Source organism: Sutcliffiella horikoshii (assembly GCF_002157855.1).
GTDB lineage: Bacteria > Bacillota > Bacilli > Bacillales > Bacillaceae_I > Sutcliffiella_A > Sutcliffiella_A horikoshii_C.
In genome coordinates this window covers 76,067-91,951 of sequence record NZ_CP020880.1, presented here as the reverse complement: position 1 = coordinate 91,951, position 15,885 = coordinate 76,067, and the positions used below count along the sequence as shown (strand labels likewise).

17 protein-coding genes are annotated in these 15,885 nt (G+C 43.4%); all 17 read right to left on the bottom strand.

The window, feature by feature from the left end; all coding sequences use genetic code 11:
• Positions 1–125: 125 nt before the first annotated feature.
• A complete protein-coding gene (dusB, locus tag B4U37_RS00460; protein ID WP_088016660.1) occupies positions 126–1,127 on the bottom strand; it encodes a tRNA dihydrouridine synthase DusB in 1,002 nt (333 codons plus the stop codon).
• Entirely contained in the window at positions 1,127–1,357 is a 231-nt protein-coding gene (locus B4U37_RS00455) for a helix-turn-helix domain-containing protein (protein ID WP_010191441.1), read from the bottom strand. The genes dusB and B4U37_RS00455 overlap by 1 nt, the downstream gene beginning before the upstream one ends.
• Positions 1,309–1,830, bottom strand: a complete 522-nt coding sequence (gene folK / locus B4U37_RS00450; RefSeq protein WP_088016659.1) for a 2-amino-4-hydroxy-6-hydroxymethyldihydropteridine diphosphokinase — start codon at positions 1,828–1,830, stop codon at positions 1,309–1,311. Before folK ends, B4U37_RS00455 begins: the two co-directional genes overlap by 49 nt.
• Positions 1,827–2,189: a dihydroneopterin aldolase gene (gene folB / locus B4U37_RS00445; protein WP_088020070.1), complete on the bottom strand. Its 363-nt coding sequence runs from the start codon at positions 2,187–2,189 to the stop codon at positions 1,827–1,829. Before folB ends, folK begins: the two co-directional genes overlap by 4 nt.
• Entirely contained in the window at positions 2,182–3,036 is an 855-nt protein-coding gene (gene folP, locus B4U37_RS00440) for a dihydropteroate synthase (RefSeq protein ID WP_088016658.1), read from the bottom strand. The genes folB and folP overlap by 8 nt, the downstream gene beginning before the upstream one ends.
• On the bottom strand, positions 2,987–3,910 hold the full coding sequence (gene pabC / locus B4U37_RS00435; RefSeq protein ID WP_088016657.1) for an aminodeoxychorismate lyase: 924 nt from the start codon (positions 3,908–3,910) through the stop codon (positions 2,987–2,989). Before pabC ends, folP begins: the two co-directional genes overlap by 50 nt.
• A gap of 1 nt (position 3,911) precedes the next feature.
• Positions 3,912–4,493, bottom strand: coding sequence for an aminodeoxychorismate/anthranilate synthase component II (gene pabA, locus B4U37_RS00430; protein ID WP_088016656.1), 582 nt, complete (start codon positions 4,491–4,493; stop codon positions 3,912–3,914).
• Entirely contained in the window at positions 4,490–5,923 is a 1,434-nt protein-coding gene (locus B4U37_RS00425) for an anthranilate synthase component I family protein (protein WP_088016655.1), read from the bottom strand. Before B4U37_RS00425 ends, pabA begins: the two co-directional genes overlap by 4 nt.
• Before the next feature lie 116 nt (positions 5,924–6,039).
• Positions 6,040–6,966: a cysteine synthase A gene (gene cysK / locus B4U37_RS00420; protein WP_088016654.1), complete on the bottom strand. Its 927-nt coding sequence runs from the start codon at positions 6,964–6,966 to the stop codon at positions 6,040–6,042.
• Positions 6,967–7,060: 94 nt separating this feature from the next.
• A complete protein-coding gene (locus tag B4U37_RS00415) occupies positions 7,061–7,990 on the bottom strand; it encodes a peptidyl-prolyl cis-trans isomerase (protein WP_088016653.1) in 930 nt (309 codons plus the stop codon).
• A gap of 9 nt (positions 7,991–7,999) precedes the next feature.
• Positions 8,000–8,881, bottom strand: coding sequence for an Hsp33 family molecular chaperone HslO (hslO, locus tag B4U37_RS00410; protein WP_088016652.1), 882 nt, complete (start codon positions 8,879–8,881; stop codon positions 8,000–8,002).
• Positions 8,882–8,903: 22 nt separating this feature from the next.
• Positions 8,904–9,677, bottom strand: coding sequence for a type III pantothenate kinase (locus B4U37_RS00405; protein ID WP_088016651.1), 774 nt, complete (start codon positions 9,675–9,677; stop codon positions 8,904–8,906).
• A gap of 316 nt (positions 9,678–9,993) precedes the next feature.
• Positions 9,994–11,928 carry an ATP-dependent zinc metalloprotease FtsH gene (gene ftsH / locus B4U37_RS00400; RefSeq protein WP_088016650.1) on the bottom strand — a complete coding sequence of 645 codons (1,935 nt, stop codon included), beginning with the start codon at positions 11,926–11,928 and terminating at the stop codon, positions 9,994–9,996.
• A gap of 85 nt (positions 11,929–12,013) precedes the next feature.
• The gene (gene hpt / locus B4U37_RS00395; RefSeq protein ID WP_010191424.1) at positions 12,014–12,562 is read right to left on the bottom strand and encodes a hypoxanthine phosphoribosyltransferase; all 549 of its coding nucleotides are present in this window, start codon (positions 12,560–12,562) and stop codon (positions 12,014–12,016) included.
• Complete coding sequence (tilS, locus tag B4U37_RS00390) at positions 12,559–13,980, bottom strand: tRNA lysidine(34) synthetase TilS (RefSeq protein ID WP_088016649.1); 1,422 nt, start codon at positions 13,978–13,980, stop codon at positions 12,559–12,561. Before tilS ends, hpt begins: the two co-directional genes overlap by 4 nt.
• Positions 13,981–14,122: 142 nt before the next feature.
• A complete protein-coding gene (locus B4U37_RS00385; RefSeq protein WP_088016648.1) occupies positions 14,123–15,160 on the bottom strand; it encodes a protein kinase domain-containing protein in 1,038 nt (345 codons plus the stop codon).
• Positions 15,126–15,863, bottom strand: coding sequence for a vWA domain-containing protein (locus B4U37_RS00380; protein ID WP_010191415.1), 738 nt, complete (start codon positions 15,861–15,863; stop codon positions 15,126–15,128). The genes B4U37_RS00385 and B4U37_RS00380 overlap by 35 nt, the downstream gene beginning before the upstream one ends.
• Between the last annotated feature and the right edge of the window lie 22 nt (positions 15,864–15,885).

The window sequence follows — 15,885 nt, the reverse complement described above, 5'->3', positions numbered from 1 at the left end:
CATTTATGTAGCAGCTTTTCTTTTATCTATCATATAGACTTTCCAACTATAAATAAAGCTAAAACTGCCAGTAGCAACTTACTGGCAGTTCCATCGTGTTTTTGGGTACAGTCGCCGAGCGCCGTTTAGACTACTTGGGAAGTCATTGCTTCTTTTGCCTCAGCCTCTTCTACAAGGTGATCAAGTAAATTTACAAGGTCCATTCTTGTGTTGCATTCATTAATAGAGTTACGAACTAATGCGTTCCCGCGGATGCCTTTTAAGTACCATGCCGCATGTTTGCGCATTTCGCGTACTGCTGTATTTTCTCCCTTTAGGTCGATAAGACGATCAAGGTGCAGCTTACACACATCCATTTTTTCACGAACAGATGGTTCCCCGACGAGCTTTCCAGTTTCCAAGTACTGTACCGTACTGTAAATCATCCAGGGGTTTCCGAGGGCCGCGCGACCGATCATGACACCATCTACTCCCGTTTCCTCGAGCATTCTTTTTGCATCCTGAGGAGTTTGAACGTCACCATTGCCGATGACAGGGATGTTGACCGCTTCTTTCACCTGCTTGATGATGTCCCAGTCTGCATGTCCCTCATACATTTGTACTCTAGTACGGCCATGGACCGCTACCGCTTGCCCGCCTGCGCGTTCAACGGCACGGGCATTTTCAATGGCAAAGATATGCTCTTCGTCCCAACCTGTGCGCATTTTAACTGTGACCGGCTTGTCTACTGCATCTACAACAGCTGCAACCATCTCATAAATTTTGTTCGGATCAAGCAGCCATTTGGCACCTGCGTCACACTTGACGATTTTTGGTACCGGGCATCCCATATTTATATCAATAATGTCTGCTGTGGTGTTTTTGTCTACGAATTTCGCCGCTTCCACAAGCGTATCTTTCTCGCCACCGAAGATTTGCAGACTTAGTGGTTTCTCGCGCTCATCAATATAAAGCATGCCCATCGTTCTGGCATTTTTATAGAGGATCGCTTTGTCACTGACCATCTCGGCACAGACAAGGCCCGCTCCGAATTCTTTAACCGTCAGGCGGAACGCGGCATTACACACTCCTGCCATTGGCGCTAAGACCACTTGGTTTTTCATGGTGATATCGCCGATTTTCAACATCAGTTATTGACCTCCTCCCTGTTTAGTTCTGGTGGTTCGAGTTCCTTTACCGTGATATTCAGTTCCTTGGCAATCGACTGAACAAGCTCCTCTGAAGGAACGCGGTTTCCCCGTTCAACCTCTCCTAGTACAGAGACTGAAATATGAAGATTTTTTGCAAATGATTCTTGGGTATATCCTTTTAGCTTTCGGTAAGCCCGGATACGTCTTCCCCACTTTTCGGCTTCCATACATGTACCCCTTCTCTATCTTGTTGTGCAAGAAGTTCTTTTCTATCTATCTCTATGGGCAGATCTTTACTTTCCACGATCTCCATTAAAGGAACAAAAACAAAAGCTCTTTCCCACATTCTTGGATGAGGGATAATAAGCTCTTCTGTTTCAATATTTTCTTGGTTATACAATAAAATGTCAAGGTCTAAAGTACGAGGGCCCCAGCGCACCTCTCTTTTCCTCCCAAAAAAATGCTCAAACTCTTGCAATACCTTTAATAGATCAACAGGTGCCAACTGAGTGTTTACTTTAATTACCATATTTAAAAATTTGTCCTGTTCTGTATACCCGACAGGATCTGTTTCATAAATGGAAGATTCCTTATCTAAAGTTATCTTTTCATGCTGATGGATTTGTTCCACTGCATTGTGAAGGTACCGGGCACGGTTTCCTTGATTGGACCCCAGCGCAATATAAGCTGTATTCATCACGAACGGCCCCTCGTTATTTCTACTGCGACAGATTCATAGTGTCCCGGGATCGGAGGATCCGGCTTGATTGCTTTAATGGTACAACTTTTAATTAATTCAAAGGATGATAAAATATCCTCTGAAATTCGCTCCGCAACGGTTTCTACTAGTTTGTGCGTTTCACCCTCGACTACTTTTTTACATGTATTATATAGATCTGCATAGTTCACCGACTGGGTAAGATCATCCGTTTTGCCTGCTTTGGATAGATCAAGTTCTACTGTCAGATCAATGATAAACCGTTGGCCAAGTTTCGTTTCTTCCGGAAATACGCCATGGTAGCCGTAGAATTTCATCTGATTTACATATATTTTATCGATAGGTAACCTCTCCTTCAGAAAGCATGGCATCCATCATTTTCGCCATACGCGCAATTTCTTTCACATCATGTACTCGGACGATGTGGCAACCCTTCTGTATACCAAGGCACACCGTGGCCCCAGTCCCTTCCATTCTTTCCTCAGCAGGGAGATTTAACACATGACCGATAAACCTTTTTCTAGATGTACCAAGCAGCAACGGGTAACCAAGTGTATGGAAATGGTCGAGCTTTTGCATCACTTTAATATTGTCTTCATATGTCTTGGCAAACCCTATCCCCGGGTCCAAAATGATGTTTTCATCCTTCACCCCGGCACGCTTGACCAATGTAATGCTCTCAAACAAATCACTGATCATATCCGGAATCAACTGGTGGTAGTCCCGTTCTTTCCGGTTTTGCATAAGGATGATCGGTACTTGGAGCTCAGCTGCAACAGCAGGCATGTCGGGGTCTCCCTTTGCCCCCCATACATCATTGATGATGTGGGCTCCTGCCTGTATTGCCTGCCTTGCAACTTCCGCCTTATAGGTGTCGATGGAAATGGGTACTTGCACTTCCTTAGATATAGCCTGTATAACCGGAATGACCCGCTCCAGTTCCTGCTCAAGGCTCACCTTCTCCGCACCGGGCCTGGTCGATTCCCCGCCAATATCAAGGATATCCGCCCCTTGCTCCACAAGTTCCTTTGCACGCAAGACCGCACGTTCCACTTCATTGTATTTGCCTCCATCAGAAAAAGAGTCCGGAGTGGCATTCAAGATCCCCATGATTAAGGTTTTTTCACCTAACGGCAAGTTATATGGTCCACATGTCAGCTTCGTTTGATATAAGTTCGTATTTCCCATTTTTCCAATCTACCTTCTTTACCTGTTGATAAGACATCAATTGTTGTTCTGTACTCTGTTTATACAAATCCTTCAGACAAGTGAGCCACGATGAACTCACCGCAGGAAATACTGTGTCATCAAGTTTAGCAATCCGAATTATTTCCTGGGTGGAGTTGGTAATAAATACTTCATCCGCTTCTAAAAGTTCCTCTTTCGGAAACTTCCCTTCCTTCACATCCAGGTTGAGAAGGGAGCATAAGTGCAGGATGAACTTTCTGGTCACTCCATTTAAGATTCCTGTCGAAATGCTCGGGGTATAGATGGTATCCCCTTTTATCCAAAAGATATTAGAGACTAACCCTTCTGCCACATAATCCTCCTCTGTAAGAAAGATTCCTTCTACATCCTGGCTTGTGCCTAATTCCCTTTTACCTAATAGATTATTTAAGTAGTGGTGAGACTTTAACCTTGTATCACCTTCAGGGGTATTGCGTCTCCGGTTCAAAACTACCGCATTCTTACTCCCTGGATTGTGTTCAGGTACAGGCCTTGTGAACAACAGCAAGGACGGGGCCTTGTATGTTTCAGTAGGAAGCCCCCAGTTGCTGATGCCAGCCGTGACATTCAGCCGGATTACACCATCCGTTATACCGTTTTTCTCCAATGCCTCTGTTACCAAATCGTATAGCTGCTCATTTGAATGGTCCCACTCTATATAGACGGACCCTAATCCGTCCCTTAAACGTTTCAGGTGATCGTGGAACAAGAACGGGATACCGTTATACGTACGGAACGTTTCAAAAAGACCCACTCCGTATAAAAAACCGTGATCCATTACAGATACATTTGTCTCTTCTATCGGCTGCCAGCTTCCATCTTTATAAACAATCATGTTATACCTTTTTGGTAGAGTAGGTGGCAATAAAGTTGCGCAACAACTCTTTCCCTACTGAGGTCATGATGGATTCGGGGTGGAATTGCACTCCTTCAATCGGCAACTCTTTATGACGGATGGCCATTATTTCATCTTGATCTGTCCATGCTGTTATCTCAAAGCATTCCGGTAGGGTTTCCTTTTTTACGATCAAAGAGTGGTATCTTGTCGCAACAAAGGGATTCGCCAATGTTTGAAAAATCGTTTTTCCATCATGATGCATTTCAGACGTCTTTCCATGCATCAATCTTTCCGCTTGGATCACATCTCCGCCAAAAACCTGTGCAATAGATTGATGTCCAAGGCATACGCCAAATATAGGCTTCTTGCCGGCAAAATGCTTAATTACTTCTAAACTGATTCCTGCCTCATTCGGTGAACAAGGTCCAGGAGAAATCATTAAAAATTCAGGGTTGAGTGCTTCGATTTCCTCAATGGTAATTTCGTCATTACGCTTTACCACCAGTTTCTCGCCAAGCTCTCCTAAATATTGCACCAAATTATACGTAAATGAATCATAGTTATCGATCATTAAAATCATACTCTCACCTCTGCTCGTTTTTTTACCTCTTCTTCACTCAGCTCTTTCGCTTTCCATAGGGCTGCGGCTTTCTTTAAGGATTCTTTATATTCCCGCCTCGGCACAGAATCAATGACCACTCCAGCACCGGCCTGAACATAGGCCATGCCTTCTTTGGCAATCATCGTCCGGATGGAGATGTTTAGTTCCATCTCTCCATCATAACCAATCCACCCTATGGAACCAGTATATACAGAACGCCTTACCGGCTCAAGCTCTTCTATGATCTCCATCGTCCTTACCTTAGGTGCACCAGTTATCGTACCGCCAGGGAAGGTCGCCTCGATGATATCAGAAATGTTTTTTCCTTCTCTCAATACCCCTTGGACATTCGAGACAATGTGCATGACATGCGAATACTTTTCGATCGCCATGAATTCATTCACTTCTACCGTACCGTATTCGCAGACCCGGCCCAGGTCGTTGCGCTCAAGATCTACTAGCATGACATGTTCGGCACGCTCTTTTTCATTATCAATCAACTCTTGTGCAAGCCTGCTGTCCTCTTCATCCGTCATCCCGCGGGATCTTGTACCTGCTATCGGCCGCGTACTTACCACATCATCTTTTTTCTTGACTAAAAGTTCCGGCGAACCGCTGACAAGCTGGAAATCAGGGAATTGCATATACCCCATATATGGAGAAGGGTTGATTTTTCTCAAAGACGAGTAGACTTCCATAGGATGAGTCAAAAGCGGTTCTCCTTGTCTGACAGAAAGATTCACTTGAAAAACATCACCTTGTGCAATATATGCTTGAATCTTTTTCACAGCTTTTATGAAGTCCTCTTCTGTAAAAGAAACCTCTCTGTTTTCGACCGGTTGTCTCTGGGGCGTATACGGATAGAACGCTTCTTCTTCCACCGGCTGTTCCCATTGTTTTTTATATAACTCTAGTCGTGTGATAGCTGCTTTTTCTTGTCCTTCTGGAGCATGGCTAATCAAATAGAGCACACTTTCTTTTTTGTCATACACAAAAACATCATCAAACAACAGGAAATAAAGGTCCGGCAAAGCCAGGTCATCTTCAGCGATTTCTGGTAAACGTTCAATATACCTGACGCAATCATAGGTCAAATAACCAATCGCTCCTCCTGTAAAATCTGGAAAGCCTTGTAGTTTTTGAATAGATCGCTCTGAAATGACCTCTTGTAACAAGGATAATGGATTTCCAGTCCTCTTTTCTTTTTTTCCATCCAGATAATCTATGTGCAGCTCTTGTCCTTTTCCTTGAATGGTGGCAATTGGGTCAAGCCCGATGATATGGTATCTTCCCCCACGCCCACTCTCTAAAAGAACATGATATGGCTTGTCCTTTGCGAGTGCTTTATATTTAGCAAACCATTGATTTTCGTTTATCGTTAACTTGATCCCAACAGGCACCTTTTGCATTCTTGCTGTCACGCTCCTAAATTGCATACTACCCTTATATTACATGAAAATTACACTCTGATGCACGATAAAAAGAAAAGGGAAACAGCTCAACTGACTGTTCCCCTTAAGATAACCTATTCTTCAAACTGATATAATGGTGTGCTCAAATAGCGTTCCCCGTTACTTGGGATTATTGCCAGCACCTTTTTGCCTTTTCCAAGCTCTTTGGCCACTTGCAAGGCCGCAGATATAGCAGCTCCGGAAGAAATACCTCCAAGCAACCCTTCACGTTTAGCAGCAAGGCGAGCATATTCAAACGCTTCTTCATTTTTCACGGTAATCACTTGATCGTAGATGTTTGTATCCAAGATAGAAGGAACAAATCCTGCACCAATTCCCTGAATTTTGTGGGGCCCGGGTTTACCGCCGGAGAGTACCGGGGAATCTGCCGGCTCCACCGCCACAATTTTAATACCCGGGAATGCCTCCTTTAAGACTCCCCCGGCACCTGTGATAGTACCGCCTGTTCCAATACCAGAGACAAAGGCATCGAGACCGTCGCTGAATTGCTCGACAATCTCTTTCCCTGTCGTGTTACGGTGTATCTCAGGGTTTGCCGGATTATTGAATTGCTGCGGCATGAATAATCCTTTTTCTTTAGCCAATTCTTCCGCTTTTCGAATCGCGCCGCCCATGCCTTCCGGACCTGGTGTAAGTACCAGTTCTGCTCCATACGCACGAAGGAGATTTCGTCTCTCCAAGCTCATCGTCTCAGGCATGACCAGGATAGCCTTCAGCCCTTTAGCTGCCGCAATCATCGCAAGTCCGATTCCGGTATTCCCACTAGTAGGCTCAATAATCGTGTCGCCTTCTTTTAACTTGCCATCCTCAATCGCAGCATCAAGCATTGCTAAGGCAATACGATCTTTAACACTGCTTCCCGGATTCATAAATTCAAGCTTCAAATACACATCAGCCATGTCTTCGTCTACAATTCGATTTAGCTTTACGACGGGAGTCTTCCCGACTAACTCATCAATAGAATTTGCTACTCGTACCATTTATTCTTCCCCCTGTCTTTAAAACTTAGTGTTTTTGTCGGATTAATCCCATTTAACACCATTAAATCTGAATTGTCAATTTATTTGGTTCGACCTATTGTGCAGACGGTAGGTTCCACTCCACCCCAACCTCGTCCCAGAAGATGGAGGCATCTACAGAACCGTCCATATGTTCCATCGCAAGGTGTCGGCGAATCTGGTCTTTAACTTCATCAAAGGAATACGTGACGCCATCCATTTTTTCATGAAGGTAAATGATAGCGTACTTCTCATCAACAGAAATTGGATCGCTCCACGTGTTCTCTTTTAAGTTTGCAGCTTCTGTCATATAGGCTGTCGGATACACTTGCGATTCATGCGTCAAAAACCCAAGATCGCCTCCTTGGTTTGCCGTCAACTCATCTGTTGAGACTTCCATTGCAAGGGAAGTAAAATTGGATCCATCCTCTAATTCTTTTACAACAGCTTCTGCCTCATCCTTCGTCTCTACGATAATATGCGAGAGATGAAAAGCGTCCTCTATCGTATAAAGCTGCTTGTTCTCTTCATAGTAACTTTCAAGCTCAGCTTCTGGTATGTTGACATCCTTCACAAGCAGTTCTTCAAGCAATAAACTGGAACGAATCTGCTCCTTCACCAGCTCTTCAGAAGTATTTGTATGCAAAGGAGAACGACTGTACATTGTTTTGATCATTTTCCATTCTCTGTCGACCGACTGTTCCGAAACCGTCACTTTATATTTCTTCGCAATTTGTTTGACCACTTCATTATTAACCATTTTCGTGAGCATTTCCTGCCCATACATACCTTCAAGTTCCTCTAACATATCTTTTCTTGTAATGACCGTATCACCCACTGTTGCAACGATATTCGCCTGACCATTAACGAATGCACTTGCATCAGATGCCTCTCTCAAGGAGAAAGTCTGCTTTACCACTACTGCTAGCGTGAGGCAATTAATAATCACGAGACCAAAGATAATATTCCATACCCACTTTTGTTTTAATCTCCGCTTTTCGTTCATATGTGCCCCCTAGCCTTTTACTTGTTCCCTCATCGCTTCTAATTCTTCTTTGCTGAAAAGATACTTGGCATTACAGAAGTGACAGTGTGTTTCTGCTTGACCGTCTTCCTCAATAATTTCTGTGATATCTTTTTCTCCTAGAGAAATGATCGCTTGTTCGAAGCGTTCTTTTGAACATGTACATTTGAACTCTATCGGCATGGTTTCTAGAACCTTAACATTTCCTTCTCCAAGGATTTCTGTCAAAAGTTCTTCCGGCGTTAAGCCTCTTTCAATCAACTTGGAAACAGGGGTCATATTGTTTATTTTCTCTTCAATTACGGTGATCGTCTCTTCTGACGTTCCCGGTAAAAGTTGAATGATGAAACCTCCAGCTGCAAGAATCGTATTATCGGGGTTAACAAGTACCCCAACTCCGACTGCAGATGGTACCTGCTCGGAAGAAACAAGATAATAAGTAAAGTCCTCTCCAAGCTCTCCTGAAATCAATTCTGTTTGACCGGAAAAATGCTCTCTTAGTCCAAGGTCTTTAACAACAGAAAGTGTTCCGTTGGTTCCGACCGCACGCGCCACATCAAGCTTGCCGTGCTGATTCAAGTCAAAATGCGTTTGAGGGTTGGTAACATAGCCGCGAACTTGGCCTTTTGCGTTGCTGTCGACTAAAATTACCCCAATAGGCCCACCGCCATCTATTTTCACGGTAAGTTTATTTTCACCTTTTAGCATTGCTCCCATCATAACGGATGCAGTCATGGCACGGCCTAATGCAGCGGAAGCTGTTGGCCATGTTTGATGGCGTTGTTGAGCCTCTCCCACAGTTTCTGTTGTTCTAATTCCATATGCACGTACTTGGCCATCAAAAGCCAAAGCTTTTACGAGATAGTCTGACATGTTAGTTAGCTCCTTTCGTGTTTCAATCCTCTTTAGTATTCTTCATATAAATTAAATGCAATCCCTTTAACGTCAAGAAAGGATCCACAACATCAATAACATCTGACTCATTGCCGATAAGGGCAGCAAGACCACCGGTTGCAATAACTTTAGGTGTTACATCACTTTGTTTCTTCATTCGATTTACGATTCCCTCAACCTGGCCAACATAGCCAAAAAGAATGCCCGCTTGCATCGCGCTTACGGTGTTTTTGCCTATTACTCCATCTGGTCTGGCAATTTCTATTCTTGGAAGCTTGGATGCACGGGAGTATAGCGCTTCTGTGGAAATGCTGATTCCCGGTGCGATTGCCCCGCCCATATATTGCTTGTCCTCGTTTATGTAGCAATAGGTAGTTGCGGTTCCAAAATCCACAATCACTAAGGGGCTTCCATAAAGATGAATCCCCGCCACGGCATTGACGATTCTGTCGGCTCCTACTTCTCTTGGGTTTTCATACTTTATATTTAAACCTGTTTTGATTCCTGGTCCTACGATGAGTGGTTTTAGATGAAAGTATTTTTGGCACATTCTTTCAAGGGAGAACATGATTGGTGGCACAACGGAAGAAATGATGATTCCTTCGAAGTCTTTAAAGGTTAAGCCTACATGTTCGAGCAGGGATTTGAAGATCATCCCGAATTCGTCTTCTGTTTTGTTGCGGCTTGTTTCGACACGCCAATGATGTTTAAGTTCTTCTCCGTCATATACACCAATTACGGTGTTGGTATTTCCGACATCTAACACAAATAACATTTATATCCCCACCATGCTTTAAAATTAGTTTCATTATACTATATGGTAACCTAACTGACTCAATAGAAATAATTATTCCTCGGGAAATCATGATTCGACAAGATTCTGGTTTTAGGATTTACTCCTGTTTCCTTTCGTTCCGGGGTTCGCTTTCCGCGGGGCGACCTTGAGCCTCCTCACTTCGTTGCGGGGTCTCAACAATGCCGCTTCTCCCCCGCAGGAGTCTCACCCCTGCACTTCAGTCAACAGGGGTATTCTATTCACCTTAGGATTACATAAAAAAGGTGCCTGAATTTTACTCCAGGCACCTTTTTGTTTATTCAGGTTTGTTTTCGTCAGTCGATTCAGTTTTGATGTCATCTTTTTTAGAGTTGATGTTCACTTTTACATCATCGCCACCGTCTGCTTTTACAGGAAGTTCTGGAAGCTTCCCTTTGTCATATAGGTGTCTAATTTGTTCTGCATCAAGTGTTTCAACTTCTAATAGCGTTTGTGCTACAAGCTCCAGCTTATCACGGTTTTCCGTAAGAATCTGCTTGGCTCTTTCATAACACTCTTTGATGAAACGTTGAATCTCCATGTCAATTTGGTGTGCAATGGCATCACTGTAGTTTTGCTCATTTTGAATATCACGACCAAGGAAGACTTGCCCTCCTGAAGCTTGACCAAATTGCAATGGACCAAGTTTTTCACTCATTCCGTATTCTGTAACCATTTTACGAGCTATTCCTGTAGCACGTTGGAAGTCATTATGGGCACCAGTACTTGCTTCGCCAAATGTGATTTCCTCTGCAACACGACCACCTAATAGACCTGTGATCTTATCTAATAGCTCGGGTTTTGTCATAAAGTAACGATCTTCTTTTGGAAGCATGACCGCATAACCGCCAGCCTGCCCACGTGGTACGATTGTAACTTTATGCACCGTATCCGCTTCATCCAACACGACACCGATAATGGTATGACCTGCTTCATGATAGGCAACAATATTGCGCTCTTTTTTGGAGATAACTCTGCTCTTTTTAGCAGGTCCAGCAATAACTCTATCAATAGCTTCATCAATATCCAACATATCAATATGCTTCTTGTCGCGTCTAGCAGCCACAAGTGCAGCTTCATTCAACAAGTTTTCAAGGTCCGCCCCGGAGAATCCAGGGGTACGCATCGCAATCGTCTTCATATTGATACTATCATCAAAAGGCTTATTTCTCGCATGTACTTTTAGTACTGCTTCACGGCCTTTCAAGTCAGGGCGATCGACAGTGATTTGACGGTCAAAACGACCAGGTCTTAATAATGCCGGGTCAAGAATGTCCGGTCTGTTCGTTGCGGCAACGATGATGATACCTTCGTTCGCTCCGAAACCATCCATTTCAACAAGCAATTGGTTTAATGTTTGTTCACGCTCATCATGACCTCCACCTAGGCCTGCGCCACGTTGACGACCTACTGCATCGATCTCATCGATGAAAATGATACATGGAGCGTTCTTTTTTGCATTTTCGAAAAGGTCACGTACACGGGATGCACCGACCCCAACGAACATTTCCACAAAGTCAGAACCACTGATAGAGAAGAATGGCACGCCAGCTTCTCCAGCAACTGCTCTTGCAAGTAACGTTTTACCTGTACCAGGAGGTCCGACAAGCAGAACCCCTTTAGGGATACGGGCACCAAGCTCAGAGAATTTACGTGGATCCTTTAAGAATTCCACAACCTCGACAAGCTCTTGCTTTTCTTCATCTGCACCTGCAACGTCCTTAAACTTAACTTTTTTCTTCTCTTCGCTATACAGCTTTGCCTTACTTTTACCAAAGTTCATGACACGACTTCCGCCGCCCTGTGCTTGATTAAGTAAGAAGAAGAATAAGATAAAGATAATGACAAAAGGAATGATGGAAGTAAAGAAGGTTACCCAACCGCTTGTTTCTTCCGCCGGGTCAACTGTCATTTGAATGTTTTGTTCTTCTGCAATATTTTCCACGCGCTCTAGAGCACTGGCACTATTCGGGAAGACCGTTACAAATGTCTCTCCTTCTTTAGCGCCTTCCAACTTACCGCGTGCTTCATACACCGAACGCGTTGGTTGGATGGTGAATTCCTCCACCTTATTTTCTTCAAGATTCTGGATGAATGTATTATAGGTGATCGGTTTTTCGCTCGTGTCAGGGCTATTGAAAAAGCTCACAACACCAATGACCACTAAAAATATTAATAAATAAAAGATGGTATTACGAAATATTCTGTTCATCCCTTACCTCCTCCCACGATAGCCAAACTAAACCAATAGTAACATAGTAAATTAATCCAATTCAAGGAATCTGTATTGGGATAGCTTATTCTTCTACGTTAGAATAAATTTCAGGTTTCAATACTCCGATATACGGAAGGTTACGATATTTTTCAGCATAATCAAGGCCATATCCTACAACGAACTCATCTGGTACGATGAACCCAACATAGTCAGCTGTGATATCGGCTTTTCTTCCACTTGGTTTATCAAGCAGAGTAACAATCTTGATGGATTTCGCTTTACGGTAGCGGAATAGTTCCACTAGGTAGCTTAACGTCAAGCCACTGTCGATGATGTCCTCAATAATAAGGATGTCTCTTCCTTCTACTGAAGTATCCAGGTCTTTTAGGATTTTCACTTCACCAGAGGAAACAGTGGAGTTTCCGTAGCTTGAAACGTCCATGAAATCCATTTCTAAATATGTATCCATACGTTTGATAAGGTCGCCCATGAAAGGCATTGCGCCTTTTAATACGCCGATTGCCAAAGGAAAACGGTCACTGTAGTCCTCTGTTAATTGTGCACCTAATTCTCTAACCTTTACTTGAAGCTCTTCTTCACTAAAGAGTACTTTTTCGATATCTTTGTTCATTTCTTTGTTGCCTCCCAAACTTTTTGACTCGTCTTACATGTTAATACTAAAACAGGACCCACCATTTCCTCTGTTGCTTCAAAAGTAGAACGTTTAAGCATGGGCATCCATAAAATCTCTTGGTTGGCATCGACGATTAAAGGCCATGTATCTCGTTGTTCCAGAGGTATTTTACCTTCAATAAAGATGCTTTTGATTTTTTTGGAGCCGTTTGTCCCCTTCAGCTTAATTCGATCCCCGTCAAGACGGGTTCTTGCATATAGTGGAAGGGTGACTTTCGATAAATCGATCACTGCTTGATTTTCTTTGACATCTTGAGGTTTATCTTGTGTCCAAATCTCGCTGGTGATCATAAAATCGGTTGGCAGCTTCACATAACCAGGGACTTCAAGCAGATGCTTGTAGGCTTTATCACATTTATCCTTATCAAATGTCAATATGCATTCATTATAGGATTTGATAACCTGTAAGCCATTTGGGAAATGCAGCCTTCCAGAAGGGTGTTCACTTTCCAATAAGGATAATAAATTATCAATATGTATAGAGGAAAGAGATGGAGGGATTTCATTATTATAGAGATAGTTTAATATTAGTTGAATCCCTCGCCTTTGTAAAGGTTTAGCCATGAAAAGCAAAGGTTTTCTGTCCAATACCACCCTATCGTTCTCTTTACTCTTAATAACGTCAATCCATTCCTTTTCCATTAATGCCCCTATGTATTGTTCACTTTCTTGTATCTGCTCGCTGAAAGCTTGGAACCTCTGATGAAGCCCGGGAAATTCCTCCTTCAGAATTGGCAGAATGTGATGCCGCAGCCTGTTTCTTCTGTACGCGTCCTTGTCATTGCTTGGATCCTGCCTGAATGGAACTTCATGTGCTTTTAGATATTCCATGATTTCAGACTTTGTGACTGTCAAGAACGGCCTTACGATTACGCCAGCTCCAAAATTCCGTTTCGGAAGAATGCCGGCATATCCACTCATCGATGATCCTCTTCCAAGTCTCATCAGAATGGTTTCCACTTGATCGTCTGCATGATGACCGAGCGCGAGAACGTCAGCTCGGTATTTCCTCATCACTTTTTCATAAAAAGCATAGCGACATTCTCTTGCTGCAACTTGAACGGAGAGCTTCTTCTCATTTTGATAGGCAGACACATCTATTTGTTCTGCTTCAAATAGAATTTCCCTCTTTTCACATTGCTCCTTCACAAAATCCATATCCTCTTCGGATTCCGCCCCTCGGAACATGTGATCGACGTGGGCTACCACCAGCTTTAAGCGTTTAGCTTCTTTAATGGAATCCAAATAATGAAGCAAACCCATGGAATCTGCTCCGCCACTGACACCAACCACCACAGTTGAGTGGGATGGCAGCAAGTCATATTTATCTATGAATGTCGAGACAGTTTCCCACATAAAGTGTACCCATTCCTTTAATCTACGCGTATAATTTCTATTTTATCCTACCATTTGACTTCTTCTCCTGCAAAAATAGATGCTTATCCAAAAACATCCATACTGCTTTATACCCTCAAACACATCCTCAAAACGCTTATTCCTACATTATCTGGCCGTATAAATAGAAGAAATATGCAAACAGTATGACCGATAACAGCACGGCAGTTTCCATCCATCCTTTACTTGATGTTTTTGTTGGAACTGGCTGCCTTTGTGTACTGTCACCGCTTCTAGAGGCTCGACTCGTACTTGAGGCAGGTCCTTGTTTAGCTTTGTTGTTTACCGTTCGCTGTGCCGCCCCCTTTTGAGAGGCGCTTGAGTTTCGTTGGCTCATAACAGAAAGCATTCCGCTTTTCATTTCCTGTGCAGAGGAATATTCACCAGCTAACGCTCTCATCAGGACAACTTTATACCTTTTCAACCAAACTTCTTTGTCAATCTGCTCTTCCAACTGCTTGAGTCCGCTTTCCCCGTTCTTTTGGAACTGTTTCGGGTAACAGATATGTATCATGATCATCGCTACAGCAAAAAGATCATACGTAGCTTCTGCCTTTCTAGATCCCAGTCCCCAATACCCCCGATCAAAAAACTCCGTGAATTCTTTAATCGCCCGGCCATGCTGGGTTGTTCCCCCGACATCTACAAGACGTACCTTAGGAGGGGTTGACGTCACAATGAGATTATCTGGTTTCAGATCTCCAAATACCCAACCCTCTTTATGGAGCGTTTCGAGATCTGTAAGTAATTGAAGAATCAAAATACCTGCCCACTCCATCCCTCTCTTCTGAACAAAAGAGAGAAGAGGCTCCCCTTCCAGGTATTCCATGACATAGAAGGAGAAAGATTGTTTTCCCCTCAACTGCTCCCAATCATCGACATCTAACAAAGAAGGCCCCAGGGAGAACCCTCGGACCTTCGAAAAATGACGCAGGACATTAACCTCAGAAGTGATGGACATGCTGTTTTCACTTATTTTTAATGCAGCTAATCCCTTTGAACTCCTGGTTAGATATACATACCCCGTCGCACCGTACCCGAGTGTTCTGACAATGGTGTATCTTTCTTTATGCCATTTTCCGATAATGGTCGTCCCTTGAGGCAGATTACCTACCGGATTCTTCATAGTATTGTTCATCATCGGAAATCATGCTCCTCAGGTTACGTGTTTCTTTAAAATAAGGAATGGCTTCTTGAATGGCAGGACCTGTTGGTGTGATCCCACCTGTCGATAGTTTTGGAAAAATACTGGACAGCGATTCTAATCTCGGTGTCCAATCTAAGATCTTCTCCACTTCTTGGCGTTTTCCCGGGAAAACAAAGGCTGAAAACTGGTTATCACCAATTCTTGCATTCAAACTCAGCGCCAAATCCAAAAGTGCTTCCTTGACGGTTGGAAGCTTGGACTTCATGCTGGCACTAGTATCAACAAGAATCAGCACCTGCAGGGAAACCGTTTCACCCAGTTCATCCACCACTTCCATCACTTCCCCGCGTTTCTCCGGCGGAAGATCCTCCATGGAAGTTTCGGAACCCAATATTTGTTGAAGCTCCTTATTAATAACCCCCTGTAAAGTTTGGGTCATCGCTTTTCTGGTCACCATCTGGACTGTCTGAGATAAGTTTTTGGCATACACAATTTGACTGACGCCGCCACCAGACATTGCGATTCCCTCTATCTCTTGCATTCCTCTTTCATCTATCGTATCCTCATCCATCACCCCTATAACATTCACTGTAATACCCTGCTCCTTCGCAAGGGCTGCCATGGCAATTGGGTCGTCCCCTGAGTTTGAGCATCCATCTGTAATTAATAAAATTTGTTTTAACGTTCCTTTATACACGTTTCGTCCCCTCCTAATGCGT